Here is a 24497-nt window from a genome sequence, read left to right on the forward strand (position 1 = left end):
CGCAATTGATATGATAAAACGTTTACGTAGCTCACGCAAAAAGTTACTGCGAAATTTTACGCTTGGGATGCTCATCCTGCTTCTAAGCAATTGCGAGTTTTTTATTAACTCTCTTGATCAGCCATTAAGCGCCAATGCAGGTGATGTGATCACGGCGAAGCTCGATATGAACTTCCAGACAAATCTTGGGCCGTATACCGCACGGATAGTGATCGGCATACTTGCGCCGCGGGCCTGGAAACTTGGGCAAAACCAAAATGTGAAGATCACTTACTCGGGCGATAAGGGAACAGGAACTTTTGTGCCGATCCCTTCTAACGTTGTTGCAGGTGGCGCCAAAAATGGTGAGAACTGGGCAACCAGGATGAAGAACAGGTTTGGTATCGGCCCAAATTATCTTGATGACATGGAATGGGTGCCCTTTTGGACCACAAGCGCAATCAGCACTGTTCCAAATGAAAACCCTCACGCAGTATTCAATATCCAAATGAAGGTGGGCGTGGATGGAGCTAATACTTCAGTAAAATTAGGCTATGTAGTTTGTAACGATAATGACGGGATAGGAGATACTGATATTACTTTATCGCCGGTTAAGTTTGCCGACTGCCTTGAGGTGAAAGGAACCGGGGATCTGGTAGATTTCTGTAATCCCTCGCTTACCACCCTGAACCCAACACGAGCGCTGGATAATGATTATCAAGCCATTTCATACAACAATGCGCTGGTTGATACCAAATTGAAGGGGATACATGATCTGTACATATGTGCAACCGGGCATACCAGCGACGGCAAAAGCATAGGCATCTGCTCACAAACGGACGATACTAAACTGATGGAGACAAACCCGAACCAGTTTCAGATAACGTTTTGGCCCCGAAAGTTTTTTAACCTGACGGCGGGGCAAACGCTTACAGATATGGATTACTATATAACCAATAAGGCAGGAACAGCGAGGGTTGGTTACGGTAATACCGATGTGCCTTTTAAAATAAAGTTTGTTTGCGAATAACAAATTAATAAGCCTGTAATACATCAAAAATTAAAGCAAAAAATTCAGCTGCTTAGCCTGGCTTATGCCCAAAAGTAGCTTTAAACCCTTATCTGATGCGATTTAAATATTGTATAAAAAGTATTTTGCTCACTGTTATCACCTGCATGGCAGTAGTAGCACATGCACAGAATACGCGTACCATCCGCGGTGTGGTTGCTAACCAATACAACGTGCCTTTAAAGGGCGTAACGATAATGGTTGTAAATACTAAAGACACCGTTAGTACCGATAGTAAAGGATTTTTTACCATTAACGCACAAAAAGGTGCAAAACTGAGATTCAAAAAAGCCGGGTTTAATGTTGCCCAATTTAAAGTTGGTAACAAAGACAGTATTGCAGTACAGTTGTCAGATCAGTTTCTGAAGCAACCAACCAAGTTAGACGTGTTATATAACACGGTAAATATGGATGATAACCTTGCTGCCGTATCTACTGTTTACACCAACCAACTTACAACCACGCCCGCTTCACTTTATACATACGCCTTACCGGGACAGCTTGCGGGCCTATATACCAAGCAAAATAGCGGCTTTCCAAATCCGCAGGCAACATCGCCAACAAATTCGGCATTTCTTTTCAACTACGTTGGCCAGCATAATATTAAAAGCGATGACAACAACGGCCAGTTTGATCTTCAGGTACGCGGTGCAGTAAATACTTTTAATGGTGCACAAGCCCCTATAACAATTATTGATGGTGTGCAGAGAGAGCTATCATCCATTGATCCGGAAACCATCGAATCAGTTTCTGTATTAAAAGATGGCCTGTCAACTATTTTGCTCGGTGTTAACAGCTCAAACGCAGTACTACTCGTAACCACAAAAAAAGCACAGCAGGGGCGTACCGTGATCTCTTTTACCGGCCAGTATGGTATTCAGCAATCCCTTGGGCTTCCTACACCTATACCGGCATATCAGTACGCTTATCTGATAAACGAGGCCCTGCAAAATGACGGTAAAGTTCCGCTTTATAGCACAAGCGACTTTGATGCCTACCGTAACCATACAGACCCTGTGGGCCACCCGGATGTTAACTGGTTTAATACCCTTCTTCGTAAAAATGCGCCAATGCGTAACTACAAGCTAAATATTACCGGAGGTAGCAGCGTTGCGCGTTATTCAGTGTCATTAAGCTACTTCAACCAGGAGGGTATATTAAAAACAGATCCTTCATTATCGTTTAACACCAATACCAATTTAAGCCGCTATATCTTAAATTCTGATGTAAGCATAACGGCGGCAAAAAACTTCGACATAGATCTGCAGCTTTTTGGCCGTACGCAAACCATCACATATCCGGGCCAGGGAGGCGGCATTTTTGCGAATCTGCTTGATCGCTTATACGGCACGCCAAATAACGCTTACCCTATATATAATCCGAACGGAACTTTTGGTGGTCGCAATATTGACTACTTCAGTAATAACTTATTGGCGCTAAGCCAATATTCTGGCTATACCAACACGCAAAATCACGACATATTGGCCAACGTAAACCTTAAGTATGATATGGGAAATACGTTAAAAGGTTTATCACTGCGCGGAAAAGGGAACTTTGCTATTAACTCGCAGAACTATATCGACAGGAGCTTACAAAATGCTGTTTATCAATTTCAGCCGGCAGATAGCAGCTATACAGCGTATGGCAACCCGCGTACCCAAAACAATAGTTTTAACAACGTATCAAACTCAAGATACGCTTATGCCCAGGGGGCCATTAATTACGACAACAGCTTTGGCAAAAATAATGTGAATGCCATGCTGTTCTATGATTTCAGGTCTGTTGTTCTTACTTATGACCTTCCAAGGTTTTTTCAGAACAGGGCGTTGCAGCTTTCATACAACTATGATAATAAATACTACATCACAGGTACTGTAAATAACAGTGGTGATGACAGGTATGCACCAGGCCATCGTTTTGGCTGGTACTACGCCGGTGGTATAGGCTGGCAAATGGGCCGCGAAAGCTTTATTAAAGACAATTTATCGTGGATAAACTCCTGGAAATGGCGTGCTTCATACGGCAATACAGGTAATGCGAATGTTGACCTCACCGGGTATTATTCTTACAGAAGTACTTATGATTCCGGTAAGGGCCAGCCGTACCCACAAGGTACCGCTTACAATACCGGCGGCGGTTATGGAGAAGTAAACGGTGTTATCAATCCTAATATCAACCCGGAGAGAGCCCAAAAGATCAACATCGGTACTGATATAACATTGTTTAATAATACGTTAGCTATTACTGCTGATTATTACAACGATAAATATTATGATCTGCTACGCTCAAGGGGAGCAAGTAATTTATTGCTCGGTTCAGCTTATCCGGCAGAAAATTTAGGTATAAACCGTATGACCGGCGGCGAGTTAACCATTACTCATCAAAGCCATGTGGGCGACTTCAATTATTTTGTTACGGGTAACGCAAGCATGTCATCGGCCAAGCAGGTGTATTTTGACGAACTTAAACAAGCTTACCCATGGATGGTACGTACGGGCAAGCCAATTACTGCTATTTATGGTTACACCGCTCTGGGCTTTTTCCAAACACAACAGGAGGCAAATACCAGCCCAACCATAACAGCAGGTGGATACAAACCCCAAGCCGGAGATATTAAATATAAAGACCTTAATGGCGATGGCGTGATAGACCAATACGATGTATCTGCCATTGGTGGCCTAAAACCGCTTGTTTATTACGGGTTAAACTTTGGCTTTAACTACAAGGGCTTTAACGTAAGTGTTTTATTACAAGGCGTTACCAACAGGCAGATAGCCTTTACGCAAGGCGACATAACGCAGGGCTTTAATGGTAAAGGAGCATTTGGAACTTTGCCTTACGGGCAAGCATACAACTCGATACTTAACAGGTGGACACCTGAGACGGCTGCAACAGCAACATCTCCACGCCTAAGCGCAGGTTTCAATGCCAATAATTCTGCTATGTCTACCTATTACATTCATTCAGGTAATTATATCAGGCTTAAAAACGCCGAAATTGGATATACCCTTCCGCATAGCATCACTTCTAAATTTAATGTATCTAACCTCAGGTTGTTTGTAAACGGAGAGAACCTGTTAACGGTATCAGGCTATAAAGGGATCGACCCGGAGGTGAACGGGGCGGTTTATCCAATTCAACGAGTATTTAACGCCGGTGTAAGTGTAAAACTGTAAACAGCTAATAACATGAGAGTATCTATTAAAATATCAGCAGCTGTTATGGCGATAACCGTTATGGCGGCCTGCAAAAAGTATGAGCCGGTTCCGGCCGAGCAGCGTACTATAGATTTTGTTTTTGATAAAGACGATTCGCTTGGTACAAATGCGTATGCTTATCTAAATAGTGTATATGCAACCATTCAATCGGGACATAACCGCGTTGGAAGTTCAGATTATCTTGATGCAGCCAGTGATGACGCTGTATCAGCGGTAAACAATGCCACTGCCGATGTTTATAATATGGCCACCGCTTCTTATAACGCCACAAATTTTTTCCCGGGTGATAATATTTGGGGAGATAGTTATAAGGCCATAAGGCAGGCAAACATCTTCATAACAAATATTGGTATTGTTCCGGTTAAGGACCAGCTAAAGGCGGGCATATCAATGAAGTTTGCGTGGAGATGTGAAGCAAGGTTTATTAGAGCATTAACTTATTTCAATTTGCTTAAACGTTACGGCGGTGTCCCCATCGTTGGCGACAAAGTTTTTACGTTACAAGATAACGTCTCTTTGCCAAGAAACTCTTTTGAAGAATGCGTAAATTATATAGTAAATGAGTGTGATGCCATTAAAGACACTTTATTTACAGCACCGCTTGCACAACCTGCAGCCTATTCACAACGTGTAACAAATGGTGCGGCCCTGGCGCTTAAAGCAAAGGTTTTGCTTTATGCCGCCAGCCCGCTCTATAACGGTGGCAACATTGATGGTTCAAATGCGCTAACAGGCTACGCTTCTTACGATGCAACCCGTTGGCAAAAGGCAGCAGCAGCAGCAAAAGCTGTGATGGACCTGAACGCATATTCGTTGGTTGCAGATTTTAGGAATGCATTTATAACACAGGTTCCCACTAATACCGAGGTTATCTTTCAACGGCCTAATGGGCTCACCAATACGGTTGAAGCCAATAACGGCCCGTTGGGCTTTACTACAAATCCGTTGGGGCAGGGTAAAACAAGTCCATCTCAAAATTTGGTAGATGCCTTCCCTATGGCTAACGGCTTAGCGATTACAGATGCAGCGTCGGGTTATGATCCCGCCAACCCTTATGCAGGCCGCGATCCGCGCTTGGGCTATACTGTGTTTTTTAACGGAGCAAGATGGTTGGGTTCTTCGGTATTGACTTATGAAGGTGCCCCGGGAAAGCCTAACGTTGGTACACAGCAAACAGCTACAGGTTATTACATGCGCAAGTTTATGGCTTTGTACGAAAACGCCAGTAACTATGCAAGCGCCCCTGAAGATTGGATGATCTTTAGATATGCTGATATCCTTTTATCCTATGCGGAAGCTCAAAACGAGGTTTTAGGTGCGCCGGATGCTTCTGTATACGCTGCAGTAGAGAAGATAAGACAACGCGCCGGGTTAAATCCTTACCAGCTGCCGGCAGGTTTAACTAAAGACCAGATGCGTGACGTGATACGGCACGAACGACGCCTGGAAATGGCTTTTGAAGAGAACCGTTTCTTTGATATCCGCCGCTGGAAAATTGCCGAAACTATAATGAACCAGCCTGTAAGGGGTGTAACTATAACCAACACGGCAGCGGGTTTCAATTATGCGTACGGTACGGTACTTACACCTAAGTTTAAGGCCCCGTCAATGTATTTCTATCCCATCCCTTATGATGAAACGCTTAAAAACCCAAATCTGAAACAAAACCCGGGATGGTAATCAACCCCTAACCAAATGATCAGAATCAAGAACTTATCATGAAAAAAATTATACTGTTAAACTTTCTAATGCTGCTTTTGCCCTTTGTGCTTTTTGCCCAGGGCAGGCTAATTACCGGTACCGTAAAAGATGCCACGGGTGTTTTGCCGGGGGCTACGGTTTATGAAAAGGGTGTACCTGCAAACGTAACGGTGGTTACCTCAAACGGTAAGTTTGCCATACGGCTTAGGGGCACATCAAACGTGCTTGTATTTAAGTACGTTGGCTTTTCGCCGCAGGAAGTAAAGATCGGCACCCAAAGCGTTATCGATGTTATCCTGCAAGCCAACAGCCTTGATATGGATGAGGTGGTAGTTATGGCTTATCAGCCTAAAAAGCGTATAACCTCTACCGGTTCTGTAAGCCAGATAAATGCCTCGGAGGTACGCACAGTGCCTACAGCAAACGTACAGAATACATTATCGGGCAGGTTACCGGGTTTCTTCTCACAACAAACTTCGGGGCAACCGGGTAAAGATGCAGCTTCATTTTACATCCGTGGTTTAAGCTCTATTAACGGATCTAATACGCCACTCATCATTGTGGACGACGTAGAATACCAGGCAGACCAGCTGCAGCAGATCAACGTTAACGAAATTGAGACCATTACAATACTAAAGGATGCTGCAACAACCGCCATTTATGGGGTTAAAGGTGCAAATGGTGTATTGGTTATCACCACACGCCGCGGTAAAACAGGCCCTCCGGCCGTTAATTTAAGGATCGAGTCTGGTGTACAATCGCCAACTAAGATTCCAAATTTCCTGGATGCCTACCAAACGGCGCTGTTAATGAACGAAGCTGAATCAAACTATAATAAAGCATATGGTATAACAAACGGTATTCTTTCATTTACAGATGCTGATCTTGCAGCTTTCAAAAATAAGACAGACCCTTACGGTCACCCTGATGTTAACTGGTATAAAGCCATCTTAAAAAATTATACTTATCAACAGAATACCAACCTTGATATGCAGGGTGGTACAAACAACGTTAAGTATTTTATTACTGGCGGTATGTTAAGCCAGAACGGTCTGTTAAGAGATTTTTCTGATCCACTGAATCAAATAAACAGTAACTACGATTATAAACGTTACAATTTCCGTTCAAACTTGGATATGAAGGCGAACAAGAACCTTTCTATCAGGCTTGATCTTAGTGCAAGGTTTGGTATCATTAATCAGCCGCACACTTCTAATATTTTAAGTGAGATATATGATTTTAGGAAGGTGACGCCGTTTTCTGCGCCTTTCCTAAACCCCAATGGCAGTTATGCTTTTAATTATTCGCAATTTAACAGCAACTCATGGGTAAATACACCTTCTCAATTAAGTACAATTAATGCAAGGCTTGCTAATGGCGGTTATGACAGAAGTACACGTACCGATTTTAACTCGTTATTTGATATCTCAGAAAAACTGGATGACCTGACACCGGGATTAACCGTTACCGGCCGTTTGGCATACTCGAGCATTGAGCAGTACACCAAGAAATTATACCGCTATAACAACTCCGGCGCTGAGACCTTTAACCCGCCGAGTTATCATTATAACCCCAATAACGGCAGTTACACGCTTGACCCGCGCGGCAAATACGTATTATCTGATTATAACCTTGAAGGAGCTACAGATGCCTATGTTACCAGGGTTAATTTACAGGCATTTGCTACTTACGATCGCGTTTTTGATGGAGCGCATCGTGTAAGCGGTTTATTATTGTATAACCAATACCAGGATAATAACCAGGCAGATGCCCCGGCAAAATTCCGTGGTCAGTCTTTAAAAGTGGGCTACGGTTATAAAGAAACGTACCTGATTGATTTTAACGGGGCTGTAAATGGTAGCGACCGTTTTGCATCAGGGCAGCGCTACGGATTTTTCCCGGCAGTATCTTTTGGTTACAACATTGGTAATGAAGATTACTTTAAAAGGAATGTGAGTTTCATACAATATCTAAAACTACGTGGTTCATACGGTATTGTAGGCTCAGATGCCATCGGCGGCTCAAGGTATATTTACTCTCAATTTTATCAAAATGGTGGTGGTTACACCTTTGGTACAAACAATAACCCAACCGGCAGTAACTACGAAGGTACTTTAGCTAACCCCAACGTTTCCTGGGAATCTCAAAAAGAGTTCAACCTTGCAATTGAAACCAATATGTTTCACAGCAAGTTGGCTGTAACATTAGAGTACTTTAGAAACATACGTTATAATCAATTGATCATACCTGGCGACATACCAAACGTACTTGGTGTTGGTGTGCCGGCTGTAAACGCGGGTAAATCGTTAAATCGTGGTTTTGAAGCACAAATTACCTACCAGGATAAGGTTGGTCAGCTACAATATAACGCCAGTTTAGTATTCTCGTACGCAAAGAACAAAATATTGGAGATGCGCGAGGCGCAACCGGCTTACGAAAGACTACGCCAGACAGGCCGGCCTATCGGGCAGATATTTGGTTATAAATTTATAGGTTATTACACAGCTGCGGATGTTGCAAAAATAAACGATCCGAACGTGCCAGCACAGGATAAGCCGGCAACTCCTGGTAACGGTGCACGTATACAAGAGGGTGACCTAAAATATCTGGATGCCAACGGCGACGGGAAGATAGACAAGTTTGACCAGGGGCCTATCGGGAACCCTAACGTCCCTAACACTAACGTAGGTTTAAACCTGGGTATAGCGTATAAAGGTTTTAGCATTAACGCTTTATTGCAAGGTGCTTTCGGGTACAGCTTTGCTGTTGTAGGTACCGGTGTTGAGCCGTTTAAAAGTCAGTTTCAACCCATTCACCAGGAGCGTTATACACCGTCAACTGCAGCTACGGCACAGTTCCCGAGCTTAACAACCGATCCTCTATCTGTTAGCAGCCCAAGTAATTATTTATCAGACTACTGGTTGATAAATGCACATTATATACGTTTAAAAAGCGTGGATGTGGGATATCAATTTCCAAGCAGGTTATTGCCTTTCCACTTTAAATATGCACGTCTTTACATCAGCGCGTACAACCTTTTTACCTGGCGTAACTACAACAAGTATCAGCAAGACCCTGAGGTTGCCACCAGCTCTGCCGGTGATGTTTACCCAAATCAGCGTATAGCAAACCTTGGTGTGCAGGTAACATTCTAAAATTGCGTACTTTTTAATTGGTTAATATAAAATGAGGATAAGTTTCCGGGGTGATGAACCCCGGATATTATCTTTTCTAAAGCTTTAACATGTTATTTAATCGACATACAATCCTCGGGTTATCTGTAACGTTAACATTGGCAGCCCAAACGGTAGCGGCTCAAACCTCAGATCTGGTACATTACGCTAATACCCGCCAGGGGACTAACAGCAAATACGAGTTATCATACGGTAACACCTATCCTGCAACCAGTGTTCCGTTCGCCATGAACACCTGGACACCTCAAACAGGCAAAAACGGCGACGGATGGAAATATCAATACTTTGAGAACAAAATTCGCGGCTTTCAGCAATCGCACCAGTGCAGTTCCTGGGTAAATGATTATGCCGTGTTTTCGCTTATGCCGGTAACCGGGAAGTTAGTTGTAACTGATGAAGACCGTGCAGCAACATTTTCACACAGCAATGAAGTAGCGCAACCCGATTACTACAAGGTAAAACTTGATAACGGTATAACCACCGAGATGACCACAACAGAGCGTGGTGCACACCTGCGTTTCAGCTTTCCTGCACAGGGTGCCGCCCACCTGGTATTGGATGGTTATACTAAAGAAAGCGCTATTAAGATCATTCCCGAAGAAAATAAGATCGTTGGCTGGGTAAACAATTGCCGTTGGGCACCTGCTAACTTCAAAAACTATTTTGAGATCGTTTTTAGCCAGCCGATCAAAAGTTATGGTACGTGGGAAAATAAAAAGGGTACTATAAAAGCTAACAATAAAACAGATGAAGGCGAAGGCCGTGGCGCATACATTGAGTTTGCACCAGGTACAGTTGTTGAAGCTAAGATAGCCTCATCTTACATCAGTCCCGATCAGGCGCACCTTAACCTGAACAAAGAGTTAGGTGGCTTTAAAACTTTTGATGCCACCCGTGCGGCATCCAATAAAATTTGGAACAAACTCTTTCACCGCGTTTTGGTGGAGGGCGGTACCGAAGCCCAACGTGCAACCTTTTACTCTTGCCTTTACCACGCCAACCTGTTCTCGCATCGTTTTTTTGAATTGAATGAACAAGGCAAACCGTACTATTTTAGTCCGTACGATGGCAAGATACATGATGGTTACATGTACACCGATAATGGTTTTTGGGATACTTTCAGGGCGCAGTTTCCGCTTAATACGATCCTGCACCCTAAAATGGAAGGCGAGTACATGCAGGCACTGCTGGCTGCTCAGGAACAATGCGGTTGGTTTCCGGCCTGGTCTTTCCCGTCAGAAACCGGAGGGATGCTGGGTAACCATGCCATATCTTTACTGGCCGATGCCTGGGTTAAAGGCATCCGCACTTTCGACCCTCAAAAAGCGCTGCAAGCCTATTCGCATGAGGCAAACAATAAGGGGCCATGGGGAGGTGCTAATGGCCGCGGCCATGCACAATTCTATAACGAACATGGATACATCCCTTACTCACAGCAAACTTTAGGGGCAACTGCTCAGTCTTTAGAATATGCCTATGACGATTTTTGCGGGTACACGCTCGCAAAATCAGTGGGTAATAAAACTTATATGGATGCCTTTGGCAAAAACATGTATAACTACAAAACCCTTTACGACCCCGGCACACGTTTTATGCGTGCTAAGGATGATAAAGGCAAATGGGTTGAGCCATTTGATCCGCTTGCCTGGGGTGGCCCTTACACCGAGGGTAACGCCTGGCATTGGGAATGGTCTGTTTTTCACGATATAAATGGCCTGATCAACTTGATGGGCGGAAATAAAAACTTTACTGCAAAAATAGATTCAGTATTCTCGCAACCATCTACCATTGTGCCCGGCGAATACGGATCTGTGATACACGAAATGACTGAAATGGCGCTGATAAAGATGGGGCAATATGCTCACGGTAACCAGCCAATACAGCACATGATCTACCTGTATAATTATGCAGGTGAACCGTGGAAATCACAATATTATGCGCGTAAAGTAACTGACAAGCTTTACAATGCCACCGAAAACGGCTATCCGGGAGATGAGGACCAGGGACAAATGTCATCCTGGTATGTATTAAGCGCTTTGGGCATTTACAGCGTTTGCCCAGGTACAGATCAATATGTGATCGGTAGCCCGGTTTTTCCGAAGGTAACGCTGACGCTTGAGAACGGTAAGAAATTTGTGATACAGGCAGATGATAATCAGCATCAAAATGTTTACATACAGTCGGCAACGCTAAATGGTAAAGTTTATACCCATAATTGGTTAAGCCACGCCGATATTATGAAAGGCGGGAAAATGGTGTTTAAAATGGGTGCTAAACCTGCTTATAAAAGAGGATTAGCTGAAGCTGACAAGCCGTTTTCAGTTTCGGTAAACCAAAAATAAGCGCTATTTAAAGTAGCTTAATACCTGTACAAGCTTGTTAACCATGCGGCATAATGTTATAATTGTATACCCAATTATTTGAAACCGCAATGGAAGCTATACCTCGCTTTACCGAGAAACGGTATTATATCATACTTGCGTTTGTAACTTCATTGTTCCTGCTGTGGGGAGTAGCCATGACCATGGGCGATGTGTTGAATAAACATTTTCAAAATGTGTTACACATTTCTAAATCCCGCTCGGGTTTGGTGCAGCTATCCATCTTTGGGGCGTATGGCGTAATGGGTATACCAGCGGGCCTGTTCATGAAACGTTTTGGATATAAACCAGGTGTTTTGCTTGGGTTGTTTCTTTACGCCTGCGGGGCATTCCTTTTTGTTCCTGCAGCTGATGCGCAATCCTTTACGTTTTTCAGAGTTGCTCTTTTTATCCTTGCGTGCGGCCTGGCAACCTTAGAGGCGGTTGCGCATCCCTTTATTGCTTCTCTTGGTGACCAGCGCACAAGCGACAGGCGCCTTAACTTTGCACAAGCATTTAATGGGGTAGGTGGGGTTATAGGCCCGCTTATAGGGAGTTATTTTATTTTACGTGCAGAAGCCGGGCACACTAATGATTTGGTGGCCGTCAAATATCTATACATTGGTATCGGCCTGGTGATCACACTGGTAGGCTTATCGTTTGTATTTGTTAAAGTACCCAAAAATCTAACAGACCCGCATATAGTTGCTACTGATACTATGGCGGTGGGAGATAGTCTTGATCCCGCCAAAAAGCTTTTTCAGCATAAGCATTTCGTGTTTGCCATTATTGCCCAGCTGTTTAACGTTGCTGCGCAAGGCGGTACCTGGGCCTATTTTATTAATTACGGCCACGAAGTAATGCACTTAAGCGATGCAAGCGCAGCCAATTACTTCGCCTTTAGTATATTTATGATGATGGTTGGCAGGTTTGTCGGCACGTATCTGATGGGTTACATCAGGCCAAGTAAATTACTTGCCATATTTGCTGCTTGCAATGTGTTGATGTGCATCATCGTATCACAGCAAATGGGTTGGTTGTCCTTTGGCGCATTGATCATGATCAACTTTTTCTTCAGCATCATGTTCCCTACGATCTTTAGCCTGGGTTTAAAAGACCTGGGCCGGCATACACAGCAGGGGGCCTCATTTATTGTTATGGGTGTTGTAGGAGGGGCGTTGTTCCCTCCGTTAATGGGCCTTATAGCCAATAAAAATGTAGCTACCGCATACTTGTTTCCAATAATTTGTTACCTGGTTATTTTTGCATTTGCAATCAATTACAATAAAGTCAGGAAAGCCTCATGATCCGGCCCGCTTAGCCCTTTATTTTCGTAACCCGAAAATAAAATATACATTGCATCATAAATCGGTTTAGTATGAGTAAAAAAGTATCTATCGTTGATATTGCCAATACACTTAATATTTCAAAAACAACTGTGTCATTTATTCTTAACGGAAGGGCACAAGAGAAACGGATTAGTGAGGAGTTGGTAGAGCGCGTACAAAAATTGGTTAAAGAGGTAGGTTACAAGCCTAACTCGCTTGCAAAAAGCCTTCGTACCGGTAAATCAAACATCATCGGGTTGATGGTTGAGGATATATCAAACCCGTTTTTTGCCAGTATTGCCCGCCTGATAGAAAATAGGGCATACGAAAATGGTTACCGTATAATTTATTGCAGTACCGATAATGATACCGAGCGCACCCGCGAGCTGATCAGCATGTTTAGGGACCGGCATGTAGACGGCTACATCATATCGCCACCCGAGGGCATTGAGGAGGATGTGAAAGAGTTGCTTGGCAGTGGGCAGCCGGTGGTGATGTTTGACCGTTATTTGCAGGATATTGATACAGATCATGTAATAGTTGATAATGCGTTTAGCATGTACAATGCTACCCAGCACTTAGTGCAGCAGGGTTATCGTAATATTGCTTTAATAACCTTTTCATCAGCGCAAAGCCAAATGATGGATCGCGTTACCGGTTACAAAAATGCGCTTAAAGATGCCAAGCTAAAGCCTTTGCTTAAAGAAATAGACTTTAACAGAAATGAAGCACTGATCACTGAGCCGTTAATGGCATTTTTGAAGAAGAACACGGGCATTGATGCCATTCTTTTTGGTACAGATCATATTGGTACCTGTGGCCTTAAGGTAATCAGGCAGCTGGGTTTAAAAGTGCCTGAAGATGTTGCCGTAGTATCATTTGATGATTATGACGTATTTAAATTGCATTCGCCGCCTGTTAGTGCTATTGCACAGCCTATAGAGGCCCTGGCCGATCATGTGATAAGTTTAATGCTCAAGAAACTGGATGCTAATGCCACCCCTACCACTCAAAAAATAACCCTGTCGACTAACCTGAATATTCGCGAATCGTCTCTGCAGCATTCAAAGGCTGTTGCTGAATAGCGTCAGCTCCAAAACGGCGGGCCTGTATCTTGTCGTATTCCTTTTCGTAATCCGGATTTTCGGTTTTCATCAGCTTGTCCCAATGTCTGAAATACAGGCTATAATTGCCTCTAAACTTGCTATGGTGCAGGTTGTGGTAGGTTGAAGTATTGATGATATTGAACCACATTGAGTTCCTTAATCGTTTAGGGGCTATCTCGAAGCCCAGGTGCCCATAAACATTGATGATAAAGCCCACCACCGTAAATAACCCTATTGTGATGGGGTGCATAGGCAGCGTAAATGCTAATACAACCAGTACAAAACCCTCTGTCCAGGCTTCAAAAAAATGGAAAGAATACGAAGCCCACGGCGAAGGTGTTACAGATTTATGGTGTACCAGGTGCGTGTATTTAAACAAAACCGGATGGTGAAGTAAGCGGTGCATCCAATAAAAATAAGTATCATGGATAACAAGACTTATCACCAGGCTCACCGGGATCCACCAGGTTGGATAATCAGTTACTTTGCTATAGATAAGGGTATGATCACGAAGCGGTGTAAACAACAGTACCAAGGCTATGATAGTAAAAACTGCGGTAGTTTGCATCGAGTGCAGTATTTCGCGCAGAAAGTCTTTAACATCAGCTGCCCTTTTTGTCTGTATCCTCGATCGTTCAAAACGGCCCTTAAAGAATACGTAAAATATAAGAAAAGGTACGCCCGCGATTACAAAATAGCGGATAGCGGTAACACTGAATATCCTGATGATTATGTCTATAAAACCTTGCATAACATTTAATTAAAAACTCCCAAGCTGCCTAATTATTGTAAGCTTTAACATCAAGTTTGTAGCCGTTAGCCAGTTGTTTAGCGTCGACTTCTATTTGTATTTTTCTGCTTTCTCCCTGCATTAAGCTAAAATAGCTGTCGCTTATCAAGGCAGGTAATATCTGTTGGCCTTTGGTATTTAACAACTGGGCTCTTATACCGTACGCAGCGCTGTTTTTAGAGTTATTTGTAACCGTAAAAGTGATCAACTTATTGTTCTTATCTTCTGCGCTGCTTACCAAGCCTTTGCTAATACCAAGCAAAGATCCAACTTTAGCCATCTTGTCAAATGCACGATAATCAAGGTGTTTTTTACCTATCCAATAAAAGTTCTCTGATACCAATTTCCCGGCATTGTCTGTAAGTTTCAGCTTCATGAAATAGATCTCGGGTAAGGCAGTAGGGTCCTTGCCTGTAAAAGCATTAAACGATTCGGTTGCTGATGACATAGGCACATTAACCATTTTTGTGGTTGAATACCCCGGAATGAGTTTTCCATCCAGGCCGTATACTTCTGCGTTGGCCGTAAGTTTGTTTATGGCGTAGGCTCTATTGTTGATCACCTTAACAGAATTTGTTGCAGCATTCCATTGGATGTGTACCGGTTCGCAAGCCACTTTAGCGCCAAAGTAAGCTCCTGTAAGGTCGTAGTAATAATCATAAGTTTGCCATATCATAGATGGATAGGCCGATTGACTCATCCATATCAGCATACCTGTTGCGTCGTTCCACATATGGTCATTCCAGCCTTCAAACATGGCTTTCATTGTTTCCAGGTTAAGCATCTGGGATTTTTTACAAAAGTCCTCAATTGATGTGGCCTGCCCGTAACTTCGATTGACATCTGCAACATATTTTGCCGGGGCAGCGCCCCCGCCCAGATCTCCATTTGTGCTAAAGTAGTGCTTGGCCCACATGTTATCCTTACTATCAACAGTTTGCGGTGTAGGGGGTACCCAGTAATCTTTGGGCATAAACTTTTTAAAGCTTTCAATATTCACAAAGGTCGCTGTACCCAGTTCGCTTCGCATGCCCCATGAATCTTTGGAAAAGAGATAGCCGTTATGCGGATCAGTAAAATACACCTTTGGGTCGGAATTGCTCCAGTTACCACTGCCCGATAAATTGCGGCTACCGCCGTGGATAGAGAAATTTGGGTTGGTTGTACCCGCATTTGAACGAGCTATATACAGTCGCTGGCCTTCATCATTATCTCTTATGGCATTTTTAATGGCCATGCTTAATGCACCCGTAGTATCGCCGCCAGGCAGTCCTTCGTTGGCGCCGCACCATATGATTATTGATGGATGTTGACGGTATTTTTTTACCTTCTCTATAGCGTTTACCTTAAAGTTGTTAATGCTATCGATAGGGCCAAAGTTGTTGAGCCAGAAATCGTCCCAAACCATGATGCCGTATTTATCGCAATATTGATAAAAAGCCTCATCGGTTACTTCACCCGTCCAGTTGCGGATGATATTGAAATTCATCTCTTTGTGCATGCGAATGCGCGGTTCATAATCCTTTCCACGTACCTTAAGCATGTAATCACTCATGCCCCAGTTGCCGCCCTTAAGCAGTATAGGCACGTTATTTACGTAAACCCTTAACCGGCCGTTAACACTGGTTGTATCTGCCGATACCTTTCTGATACCAAAACGCTGGGTGTGGATATCAGATAGGCTTTTGTTATCCTGGCTAAAACTAACCTTGCATGTATAAAGATCTTGTTTACCATATCCGTTTGGCCACCATAAAAGCGGGTTTTTGATCCTTAGTTGGTCATAAGCGTTTTCATCAAAATTTACGGTTTGGCTTGCGTTAGGCGCAATGGTAACCATTGCACTATTAAGTACGATATTTCCGGGTTGTATGGTTACATTAAGCTTGCCGCTTACAGGTTTATCGGTGCTGTTTTTTATCCATGCATTTACATTAAGATCCGCAAGTTTATTATTGATGAGTTTGGTTTTCACCTGCGCATCTTCTATTATAACAGGGCCTGTGGTAGTAAGGGCAACCGTATCGGTAATGCCGCTATTTAAGCCCGGCACTGCAGGCATCCAATCCCAGCTGCCGCTGCTTAGATAAGTGGGCGCCTGGCGATTTGCCAAACCAAAACTGGCATCGGGCGGGATGATCAATACCGCAACTGCGTTTGCTTTGCCGCTATTTAAAAGATCGGTTACATCATACCTGCCGCGTTGCACAATACCTTGTATTGTACCTATGTGTTTGCCATTAAAATAAACCTCAGCACGTTTGTGTACGCCATTAAAGTTTAGCCAGGTTCTATTACCCTCAGGCTTTACGCTAAATTCTGCGCGGTACCAGTACGGCCTGTTGTACTTTGCTTTATCAACCTTGTATATATTGTCGGCAAAATCGGGGTTTGCTTCTTTTCCGGCCTTTACGTATGCATAAAAAACAGTGCCCGGCACTACGCCATCGATCCAGTTGGGAGCAGAAAACCCAATAGATGATACTTGCTGCCCAGTGTAATTATGCTCATCTTGCGGAAATAGTTTCCATTTTAATGCACTGCTGTTTTGCGCAAAGGCATTAATAGCGCAGATTGAAAACAAAATGAAAACGTAAAGTGATTTAAACATAGGATAACAATTTGAAGCAAATTAGCTTATAAAATCGATTTAGCAAAATGATTTTTATAGTCTTTAGAAATTCAATTTGATTATCAATAAGTTAAGTTTATGTCGAAATCGCACTTTGTTAACTAAATTGATCTTTAAGTGATCCTAAAGGGATCACACTGATTTAAAAGTCCAACTATATAAATATAATCTTGTTTTATTGAATGCTAAATCGATATTTTAGCGCCAAACTTAAATTATGACCAACATGATATTTACTTACCCAAGGCTACTTGCATTGTTACTATTAACTTGTTTATTACAAGAGCCCGCCATTGGCCAAAAAATGCAGGTAACAGAGGTAGCGCCCGGGGTTAAGAAAATAAATGTTGGCCAGCCTGATAAATTTAACCCCTATAGCTTTTGTGAGGAAAAACCGAAAGTGAACGCTATGCAGCAATTACCTGCAGGAAAGCTACCTTTTGATATTAACAATATAGTTGCAACCATCAATGATCGCGGTGTTGTTGTTGAAGTGCCTTTAGATGGCGATGAGCAGCTATATGGTTTTGGCTTGCAGATAGGCTCGTTTAATCAGCGTGGTTTACGTAAAAAGCCAATAGTTAATGATAACCCTTTAAATGATCTGGGCTATACGCACGGACCAACAACGCTATACTTATCTAATAAGGGTTATGGCATACTTATCAATACGTCGCGGTATACAACCTTTTACTGCGGCAGCACATCAAAAAACACCGGTGCTGTTATAACTGCCCGTCAAACTAACGGAGGCAATTCCGTTGAAGATCTTTATGCTAATAAAGGTGGCTCGGGCGGTAAAGTCGCCGCAGATATTCCCGGAGCAAAAGGTGTGGAGATATATGTATTTGAGGGACCTGATCTGCTTAGCGCTATGCAACGCTATAATTTGTTTTCTGGTGGCGGGGCAATACCGGCCATTTGGGGTTTAGGTGTAAAATATCGGGTAAAAGCTGATTTTAAGCAGGCTGATGTTAAAAAAACTGCAGCTTATTTTCGTCAGCATCATATACCGGTAGATGTGCTGGGCTTAGAGCCCCGCTGGCAAACCACCGCGTATTCCTGTTCTTATGTTTGGAATAAAGATTTTTTCCCTGATCCACAGAACCTGATAGACAGCATGAAGTTGCAGGGTTATCACATTAATTTGTGGGAGCATGCATTTGTTAATGCTGCATCACCTTTGTATACACCATTGAAAAACAGATCCGGTAATTATTTGGTATGGAATGGTTTGGTGCCCGATTTTGCTGACAAAGCCGCAAGCAAACTTTTCGCGGATTATCATGAGAATACTTTTATTAAACAGGGTATCTCCGGCTTTAAAATGGATGAGTGTGATAACTCTAACTTAAGTTACGGTAACGCAACATGGAGTTTCCCGGAGCATAGCCGTTTCCCGTCTGGTATTGATGGAGAGCAAATGCACCAGCTATTTGGTTTGTTGTACCAGAAAGCCATATACAATGTTTATAAGCAGAATAATACCAGAACATATTTAGATGTAAGGGCATCAAGTACGTTTGCTTCATCATACCCGGCTGCTATTTACAGTGACACTTATGATCATGACGAATATATCCGGATGATCACCAACTCAGGTTTTGCCGGGATGATCTGGTCGCCGGAGGTAAGGGAATCAAACACTGTTAAAGATCTGATGCGACGCAGCCAAACAGCGGTACTATCGGCACAGGCGCTTTATAATTCATGGTACCTGCAAAATCCACCCTGGCTGCAGATCAACAAAGAAAAAAATAATCGCAATGAACTTATGGCGGATGCCAACAAGGTTGAGGCTGACGTTCGCCAACTGCTCGATTTCCGGATGAGTTTGCTGCCTTACCTTTATAATGCCTTCGCCGAATATCATTACAAAGGCATACCACCTTTTAGAGCGCTGGTTATGGATTACCCCACCGACGAGAAAGTATACAATATATCAGATGAGTATATGATAGGCAGCGGAATACTTGCGGCACCGCTAACAGAAAAGTCTGACGAGCGCAAAGTATACCTGCCAAAAGGTAACTGGTATGATTTTAACACAGGTAAAAAGATGGAAGGAGGCAAAACCTATACTGTAAGTACAGGACTGACGGAGCTACCCATTTTTATTAAAGAAGGAACCATTTTGCCGCTGGCCAGGCCGCTTGAGTATGTGTCGCCACAAAGCCGGTTTGAGTTAACCTGTTATGTTTATGGGGATAAAGCCTCAACAAGCCTTTTTGAAGATGATGGCATTACCTTTAATTATAATCAGGGCCAATACAACAATATCACATTATCATATCAAAATGGAAAAGGCCTGGTAAACCGTAAGGGAAATTATCAAACCAACAGATATACCGTTGCAAAATGGGTGAAAGTGAAATAGCTTTCCGTTAGTAATTTCTTAACAAAATTTACAGCCGATCAGATTGGCGTACTCTACAGGTGCAGATAAACCAATTATGCTACCTGCATAATTCCTACATCTGCTTTCTTATTTAGTTTATCGATTTAGCTTGTGTAAAGGCCGAGAAAGGTTATTATAATAAATATAAAAATATATTTGTTTGTTAAATCGATTTAGCTTAATATTGATATGCCAATTATTACCGGTGAACAAACAAGTAAGAAGTTAACCGGCTGAAGCGCTTATGCGCTTTCATATTTTTGATTTAGATAGATTTCAATCATCAAAACTATATTATGAGGAACTTTTTACTATGCGTGGTAAGCTTTGCTTTACTATTAAATCAGGGTTGTAAGAAAAATACCAGTGCGGTGGCCGTATCTTCTTCCACCGTTGCTAAATACAGCTTAAATAAAGAAGCCGGCCCCAAGGGCAGAGTATTAAGCGTTGGTCCAAACGTTACATTTGGTACGTATGAGATCATGAGTGTTACATCTGGCCAAACAGCGGAGATAGCCGACCTGTCGTTAGCTAATGGAGGCAATGTTGATCTTAGCGCCTATAATGAAGCTGCACACCAGCAATGGAGGGTAATTAACGTAACGGACGGATATTTTAAGATCATGAACCTTGGTAGCGGTAAATTTTTGCAAGCTGTTAAGGTTGATAACGGTTATCAGCTACAGCAACAGTCTGACGACTCAAATGATGACCAGATATGGCAGATATCAAGTACCGGGGAAAACAGTTACAGGGCGATCAATAAAGCTTGTGGTTTATCGCCCACTGTTGATCAGACAACCGGTTTGATCTCTTTGGAAATGTATGCCGAAAAAGCCTCCCAAATGTGGTCAGTTATCAAAATTCCCGATATGGCTTATCGTGATGATGCTGTGGTCAACTTTTTTCATCGCACTTCGGGGTCGGTAGCTTTTGACCAGGGTAATAGTATACCTCTTGCAGATGGCCGTACATTGTGGGTTGCAGAAGATACTTACAGCGACAGGCTGTTAAATCAGGTAGGCCTTTTCAATTGTAATCAGATCTTCGATATCCATAACTCTATGCTGTTGCAACCCGCAAACCATAGCTGGGACAATAAGCTAACCAACAATTTGATAACAACAGCATCACCCTATAAATATGAAGTTGTACCAAGCCCGGGCGAGCATAATTCTTCTTACAGTTGGCCTGGCGTTGGCGTAGAGTTGAACGGGCATGTTTATATGTATTGTTTTGAAGCTACAGTTGGTGGTTCATCTACAACGGCATTGTACGATTTTACCGAAACAGCTGGTAACAACTGGCCAAATCCAGTTCGTACTACACCGGCAGGTATGAATGGGCCTATCACTTACACCGAAGGAATGATGAGGCCTGGCGATGGTTATGTATATACCTACGGCAGTATTGGCGTATTTGTTGTAAAATACCTTTTTGTGGCGCGTTTTGCCGAAACTGACCCGCAGACCTGGACCTTCTGGAATGGTAAAAGCTGGCAATCTACACCAACCACAGCTACAGAAGCAAAAATTACGACGGCTACAACTGATTACGTAATGGCGAACACCGCAATTTCTTACGTGAATGGCAAATATGTGATGATGCAAATGGACATAGGCTACTTCTGTAACCCAAGCCAGCACAACATCTATATATCAACATCAAATACGCCATTTGGTCCTTTTACAGCGCCTAAAAAGGTGTTCACAATTGAGGATAGGATCAATGGGTATGTTGCCAAATATTACACGCCGGCAATACATCCTCAATTTAACAACGGCCTTGGTGAGTTGTTGTTAACGTATTGCCTTAACTATAACGGATCCGGAAGTCCGTGCAGCACAAATGTGTGCACAAACAACGGTTACATGGATCCAAACTTTTACCAGGTAAAGGGTGTTCGCGTGCCATACTCTTTGATAGGATTATGAAGATCTTCCTAAACAATTAATGTCATACTAATTACGGCAGTAATATTATCAATCAGCAATTGCAAACACTCAACTTTTATAGCTAAAACGTTTTATTTAAAAAGCTGTATTTGTCTAATCATGCTGAACATAAACTATTTAAAACTTAAAGATTAACCGGTGAGCTTTAACTCCTTTGAGTATTTATTTTTCTTGCCGGTGGTTTTCATATTGTATTGGAAACTGAGGAGTTACAGCCAGCAAAATTTTTTTTTGCTGGCAGCTAACTACTTTTTCTATGGTTGGTTCAGCGTTAAATTTCTTTTACTCATATTCTTTTGTTCTTATGCAGACTTTTTATTGGGCTTAAGAATCTATGAGAATAAAAAGTACCGTAAGCTTTTTCTGAGCCTGAGTATTGTAATGAACTTAGGGCTGTTATTTATATTTAAGTACTACAATTTCTTTATACAAAATTCGGTAGAGTTACTCGGCTATTTCCACCTTAAACCCGATCTGCTTTTACTCAATATTATACAGCCTATAGGATTAAGTTTTTTTACGTTTCAAACTATGGGTTATAACATTGATATATATCACGGTAAGTTAAAACCTACCAAAAATGTCATCGTTTTTTTAAATTTTACCAGTTTTTTTCCCCAGATGTTTGCCGGGCCAATTGAGCGGGGTAATGATCTGATTCCGCAGTTTGAACGCAAACGGATATTTGATTATGAATTGGCCGCAGATGGAATGCGCCAGATATTATATGGGCTTTTTAAGAAAATGGTTATTGCAGATAAACTTGCCGTTAACGTTAATTACATTTTTTTAAATTATAGGTCGTTGTCCTCCGCTGAACTGCTTTTAGGCGGTATCTTTTTTTACATCCAGATATACTGCGATTTTTCGGGATACTCAGATATCGCTATAGGAACAGGTAAACTCTTAGGGATAAAATTGAGTACCAACTTCCGTACGCCGTTTTTTTCCAAAACACCCCGCGAGGCATGGTCCCGGTGGAACATGACGCTAACAGCCTGGTTTCGCGACTATGTATACATGCCTATGTTGTACAAAAATAGGAGCAGCACCCTATGGCGTATATTTTGCACCTTGGTGCTGCTAATGCTAATTGGGTTTTGGCATGGGCCAAACTGGACTTTCATAGTATTTGGGCTGCTAAATGGTTTGTACTTTATTCCTCATATTATATCTAAACGTAATACAGGTTTGAGAAGAAAACTTCTATATATAAGGCAGCAACCCGCCTTATCAGGTGTTTCTATTTTTTTATTGTTCCTTTTGGGTTCGGTAACAACCGTTTTTTTTAGATCGCCAGACGTTACATCGGCCATCAATTATATCAGAAGGTTGTTTGGCCTTAACATCGGAGAACCGCCGCTTTTTTTGTTAAAGTTAACTCCATTGCTAATTATTTTTTTAGCATGGGAGTGGTTTCAACGGCAAAATGACTTCCAATTTAATGTGACGAGTTTTGGCAAACCTATACGTATAGGCCTATATTATCTGGTTGCCTTTCTTATACTGTTGTTCGGAATATTTGTGGATCAAACTTTCATCTATTTCCACTTTTAATGAAAAGATTTGCATTTACATTTTTGCTGTATCTAAGCCCACTTATATGCTACACACTTATTTGTGAATATTATTTTTTTGTGGATAAGGAAACCGTTGGGGTCGACAAGGTGGTACAAGGACAGCTTAAAAGTAAACGAGAAACCTATTATTTTCGGTCTTTCTTCAATAATTCGCCGTCGCTTTATAAGCTGAAGATGGCTCAAAAGAAAAATGCTGATATATTAATTATTGGTCAATCAACAGTGCTTCAATTTAGGGATGTCATGTTTCATCCGTTCGAATCTTCATTTTATAATATGGGATTTTCCATCAATAATATGAATGATTTAGAAAGCTTATTACACTACATCAAAACCGGAAAATTACATAAACCAAAGCTGATCATCCTGGGCCTGGATGTCTCTTTAATTAAAAAGACCTTATATATTAACCCGGATAACGAAATTTTGAACCCGCATTGCGATGAAGTATCTTATCCAAAGTACCATGCAATGGCATCGCAATTATTCATCAAAGCACAGTTAAGCAAAAAAACAGTCGACGGGTTGCCAAACCGGCATCTTGGCTTTGGTTATCTTGGCGAAAGGGGAACAGGGTTTAGAAGAGACGGAAGTATGCATTATGCCGGAGATATAGAAAAGTTTATTAAAGACCCGGTATTCAGAGATCCGGGTAATTATAAGAAGTTGCTTGACGATAAAGATTACATCTTTACCGAACCTTATGAAATAGACCAGGCGCTGTTAAAAAGGCTGCTGATTGATCTTAAGCTTTTAAAGCAAAACGGCACTGAAGTAACCGTATTTATACCGCCAATCTCAGACGATTTCTACTCTTACTTTGCCACCAACAAAAAATTCAATGCTTTCTTTAACGATTATTTAGGCATACAAAGCAGTTTGGCCGATGACGGTATTGATGTAATCAACTTTACTACTCCAAAAGGTATCGGTCTTTCAGATATTTATATGTTAGATGGTATACACCCCGGAGAAGTCTTCACCGGTCGCTTACTGTATGAGCATATAGCTAAAAGCAAGCAAAAGGGATTACTCAGTAAGGTTGATACCGGATACTTAAAAAAACTGATCCTTTCAAAAACTACTATACCGCTTTCCTTTATGCGAGATACGTCCGTTTTTAGTTATTGACGTAACGGACTTACTCATTCGTCTAAATTTTAAAATTAATTTTAAATAATATCCCG

The 24497-nt window shown here is 42.2% G+C and carries 13 protein-coding genes; 11 read left to right on the plus strand and 2 right to left on the minus strand.

The window, feature by feature from the left end; translation table 11 throughout:
* Positions 1 to 10: 10 nt before the first annotated feature.
* The 7 genes from FPZ42_RS16145 (at position 11) to FPZ42_RS16175 (ending at position 13934) form a co-directional block, all read left to right on the plus strand.
* Positions 11 to 1009, plus strand: coding sequence for a DUF4961 domain-containing protein (locus FPZ42_RS16145; RefSeq protein ID WP_146272885.1), 999 nt, complete (start codon positions 11 to 13; stop codon positions 1007 to 1009).
* A 146-nt stretch (positions 1010 to 1155) separates the two neighbouring features.
* Positions 1156 to 4224 carry a SusC/RagA family TonB-linked outer membrane protein gene (locus tag FPZ42_RS16150; RefSeq protein ID WP_186458796.1) on the plus strand — a complete coding sequence of 1023 codons (3069 nt, stop codon included), beginning with the start codon at positions 1156 to 1158 and terminating at the stop codon, positions 4222 to 4224.
* A 12-nt stretch (positions 4225 to 4236) separates the two neighbouring features.
* The gene (locus FPZ42_RS16155; RefSeq protein ID WP_146272887.1) at positions 4237 to 5946 is read left to right on the plus strand and encodes a RagB/SusD family nutrient uptake outer membrane protein; all 1710 of its coding nucleotides are present in this window, start codon (positions 4237 to 4239) and stop codon (positions 5944 to 5946) included.
* Between the two features lie 38 nt (positions 5947 to 5984).
* Complete coding sequence (locus FPZ42_RS16160) at positions 5985 to 9122, plus strand: SusC/RagA family TonB-linked outer membrane protein (RefSeq protein ID WP_146272888.1); 3138 nt, start codon at positions 5985 to 5987, stop codon at positions 9120 to 9122.
* A gap of 89 nt (positions 9123 to 9211) precedes the next feature.
* The gene (locus FPZ42_RS16165) at positions 9212 to 11503 is read left to right on the plus strand and encodes a GH92 family glycosyl hydrolase (RefSeq protein WP_146272889.1); all 2292 of its coding nucleotides are present in this window, start codon (positions 9212 to 9214) and stop codon (positions 11501 to 11503) included.
* A gap of 89 nt (positions 11504 to 11592) precedes the next feature.
* Positions 11593 to 12828 (plus strand): L-fucose:H+ symporter permease, encoded by a 1236-nt coding sequence (gene fucP, locus FPZ42_RS16170; RefSeq protein WP_146272890.1) that lies wholly within the window; start codon positions 11593 to 11595, stop codon positions 12826 to 12828.
* Between the two features lie 71 nt (positions 12829 to 12899).
* Positions 12900 to 13934: a LacI family DNA-binding transcriptional regulator gene (locus tag FPZ42_RS16175; protein ID WP_146272891.1), complete on the plus strand. Its 1035-nt coding sequence runs from the start codon at positions 12900 to 12902 to the stop codon at positions 13932 to 13934.
* Here FPZ42_RS16175 and FPZ42_RS16180 read toward each other — a convergent pair.
* Entirely contained in the window at positions 13879 to 14706 is an 828-nt protein-coding gene (locus FPZ42_RS16180) for a sterol desaturase family protein (protein WP_146272892.1), read from the minus strand. The genes FPZ42_RS16175 and FPZ42_RS16180 overlap by 56 nt on opposite strands.
* A 28-nt stretch (positions 14707 to 14734) precedes the next feature.
* The gene (locus FPZ42_RS16185; RefSeq protein ID WP_146272893.1) at positions 14735 to 17356 is read right to left on the minus strand and encodes a glycoside hydrolase family 2 protein; all 2622 of its coding nucleotides are present in this window, start codon (positions 17354 to 17356) and stop codon (positions 14735 to 14737) included.
* 238 nt (positions 17357 to 17594) lie between these two features.
* Between FPZ42_RS16185 and FPZ42_RS16190 the strand changes: the two genes are divergently transcribed.
* The 4 genes from FPZ42_RS16190 to FPZ42_RS16205 all read left to right on the plus strand — a co-directional run bounded on the left by FPZ42_RS16190 (position 17595) and on the right by FPZ42_RS16205 (position 24441).
* Positions 17595 to 19754, plus strand: coding sequence for a glycoside hydrolase family 31 protein (locus FPZ42_RS16190; RefSeq protein ID WP_146272894.1), 2160 nt, complete (start codon positions 17595 to 17597; stop codon positions 19752 to 19754).
* A 317-nt stretch (positions 19755 to 20071) separates the two neighbouring features.
* Complete coding sequence (locus FPZ42_RS16195) at positions 20072 to 21709, plus strand: RICIN domain-containing protein (protein WP_146272895.1); 1638 nt, start codon at positions 20072 to 20074, stop codon at positions 21707 to 21709.
* 159 nt (positions 21710 to 21868) lie between these two features.
* The gene (locus tag FPZ42_RS16200; protein ID WP_146272896.1) at positions 21869 to 23287 is read left to right on the plus strand and encodes an MBOAT family O-acyltransferase; all 1419 of its coding nucleotides are present in this window, start codon (positions 21869 to 21871) and stop codon (positions 23285 to 23287) included.
* The gene (locus FPZ42_RS16205; protein WP_146272897.1) at positions 23287 to 24441 is read left to right on the plus strand and encodes a hypothetical protein; all 1155 of its coding nucleotides are present in this window, start codon (positions 23287 to 23289) and stop codon (positions 24439 to 24441) included. Before FPZ42_RS16200 ends, FPZ42_RS16205 begins: the two co-directional genes overlap by 1 nt.
* Positions 24442 to 24497: the final 56 nt, after the last annotated feature.

The organism is Mucilaginibacter achroorhodeus (assembly GCF_007846095.1).
GTDB lineage: Bacteria > Bacteroidota > Bacteroidia > Sphingobacteriales > Sphingobacteriaceae > Mucilaginibacter > Mucilaginibacter achroorhodeus.

What these genes read in the sequence shown, in the direction of transcription:
- FPZ42_RS16145 (WP_146272885.1), top strand. Translation starts at nt 11, where the DNA reads ATGATAAAACGTTTACGTAGCTCACGCAAAAAGTTACTGCGAAATTTT.
- FPZ42_RS16150 (WP_186458796.1), top strand. Translation starts at nt 1,156, where the DNA reads ATGGCAGTAGTAGCACATGCACAGAATACGCGTACCATCCGCGGTGTG.
- FPZ42_RS16155 (WP_146272887.1), top strand. Translation starts at nt 4,237, where the DNA reads ATGAGAGTATCTATTAAAATATCAGCAGCTGTTATGGCGATAACCGTT.
- FPZ42_RS16160 (WP_146272888.1), top strand. Translation starts at nt 5,985, where the DNA reads ATGAAAAAAATTATACTGTTAAACTTTCTAATGCTGCTTTTGCCCTTT.
- FPZ42_RS16165 (WP_146272889.1), top strand. Translation starts at nt 9,212, where the DNA reads ATGTTATTTAATCGACATACAATCCTCGGGTTATCTGTAACGTTAACA.
- fucP (WP_146272890.1), top strand. Translation starts at nt 11,593, where the DNA reads ATGGAAGCTATACCTCGCTTTACCGAGAAACGGTATTATATCATACTT.
- FPZ42_RS16175 (WP_146272891.1), top strand. Translation starts at nt 12,900, where the DNA reads ATGAGTAAAAAAGTATCTATCGTTGATATTGCCAATACACTTAATATT.
- FPZ42_RS16180 (WP_146272892.1), bottom strand. Translation starts at nt 14,706, where the DNA reads ATGCAAGGTTTTATAGACATAATCATCAGGATATTCAGTGTTACCGCT.
- FPZ42_RS16185 (WP_146272893.1), bottom strand. Translation starts at nt 17,356, where the DNA reads ATGTTTAAATCACTTTACGTTTTCATTTTGTTTTCAATCTGCGCTATT.
- FPZ42_RS16190 (WP_146272894.1), top strand. Translation starts at nt 17,595, where the DNA reads ATGACCAACATGATATTTACTTACCCAAGGCTACTTGCATTGTTACTA.
- FPZ42_RS16195 (WP_146272895.1), top strand. Translation starts at nt 20,072, where the DNA reads ATGAGGAACTTTTTACTATGCGTGGTAAGCTTTGCTTTACTATTAAAT.
- FPZ42_RS16205 (WP_146272897.1), top strand. Translation starts at nt 23,287, where the DNA reads ATGAAAAGATTTGCATTTACATTTTTGCTGTATCTAAGCCCACTTATA.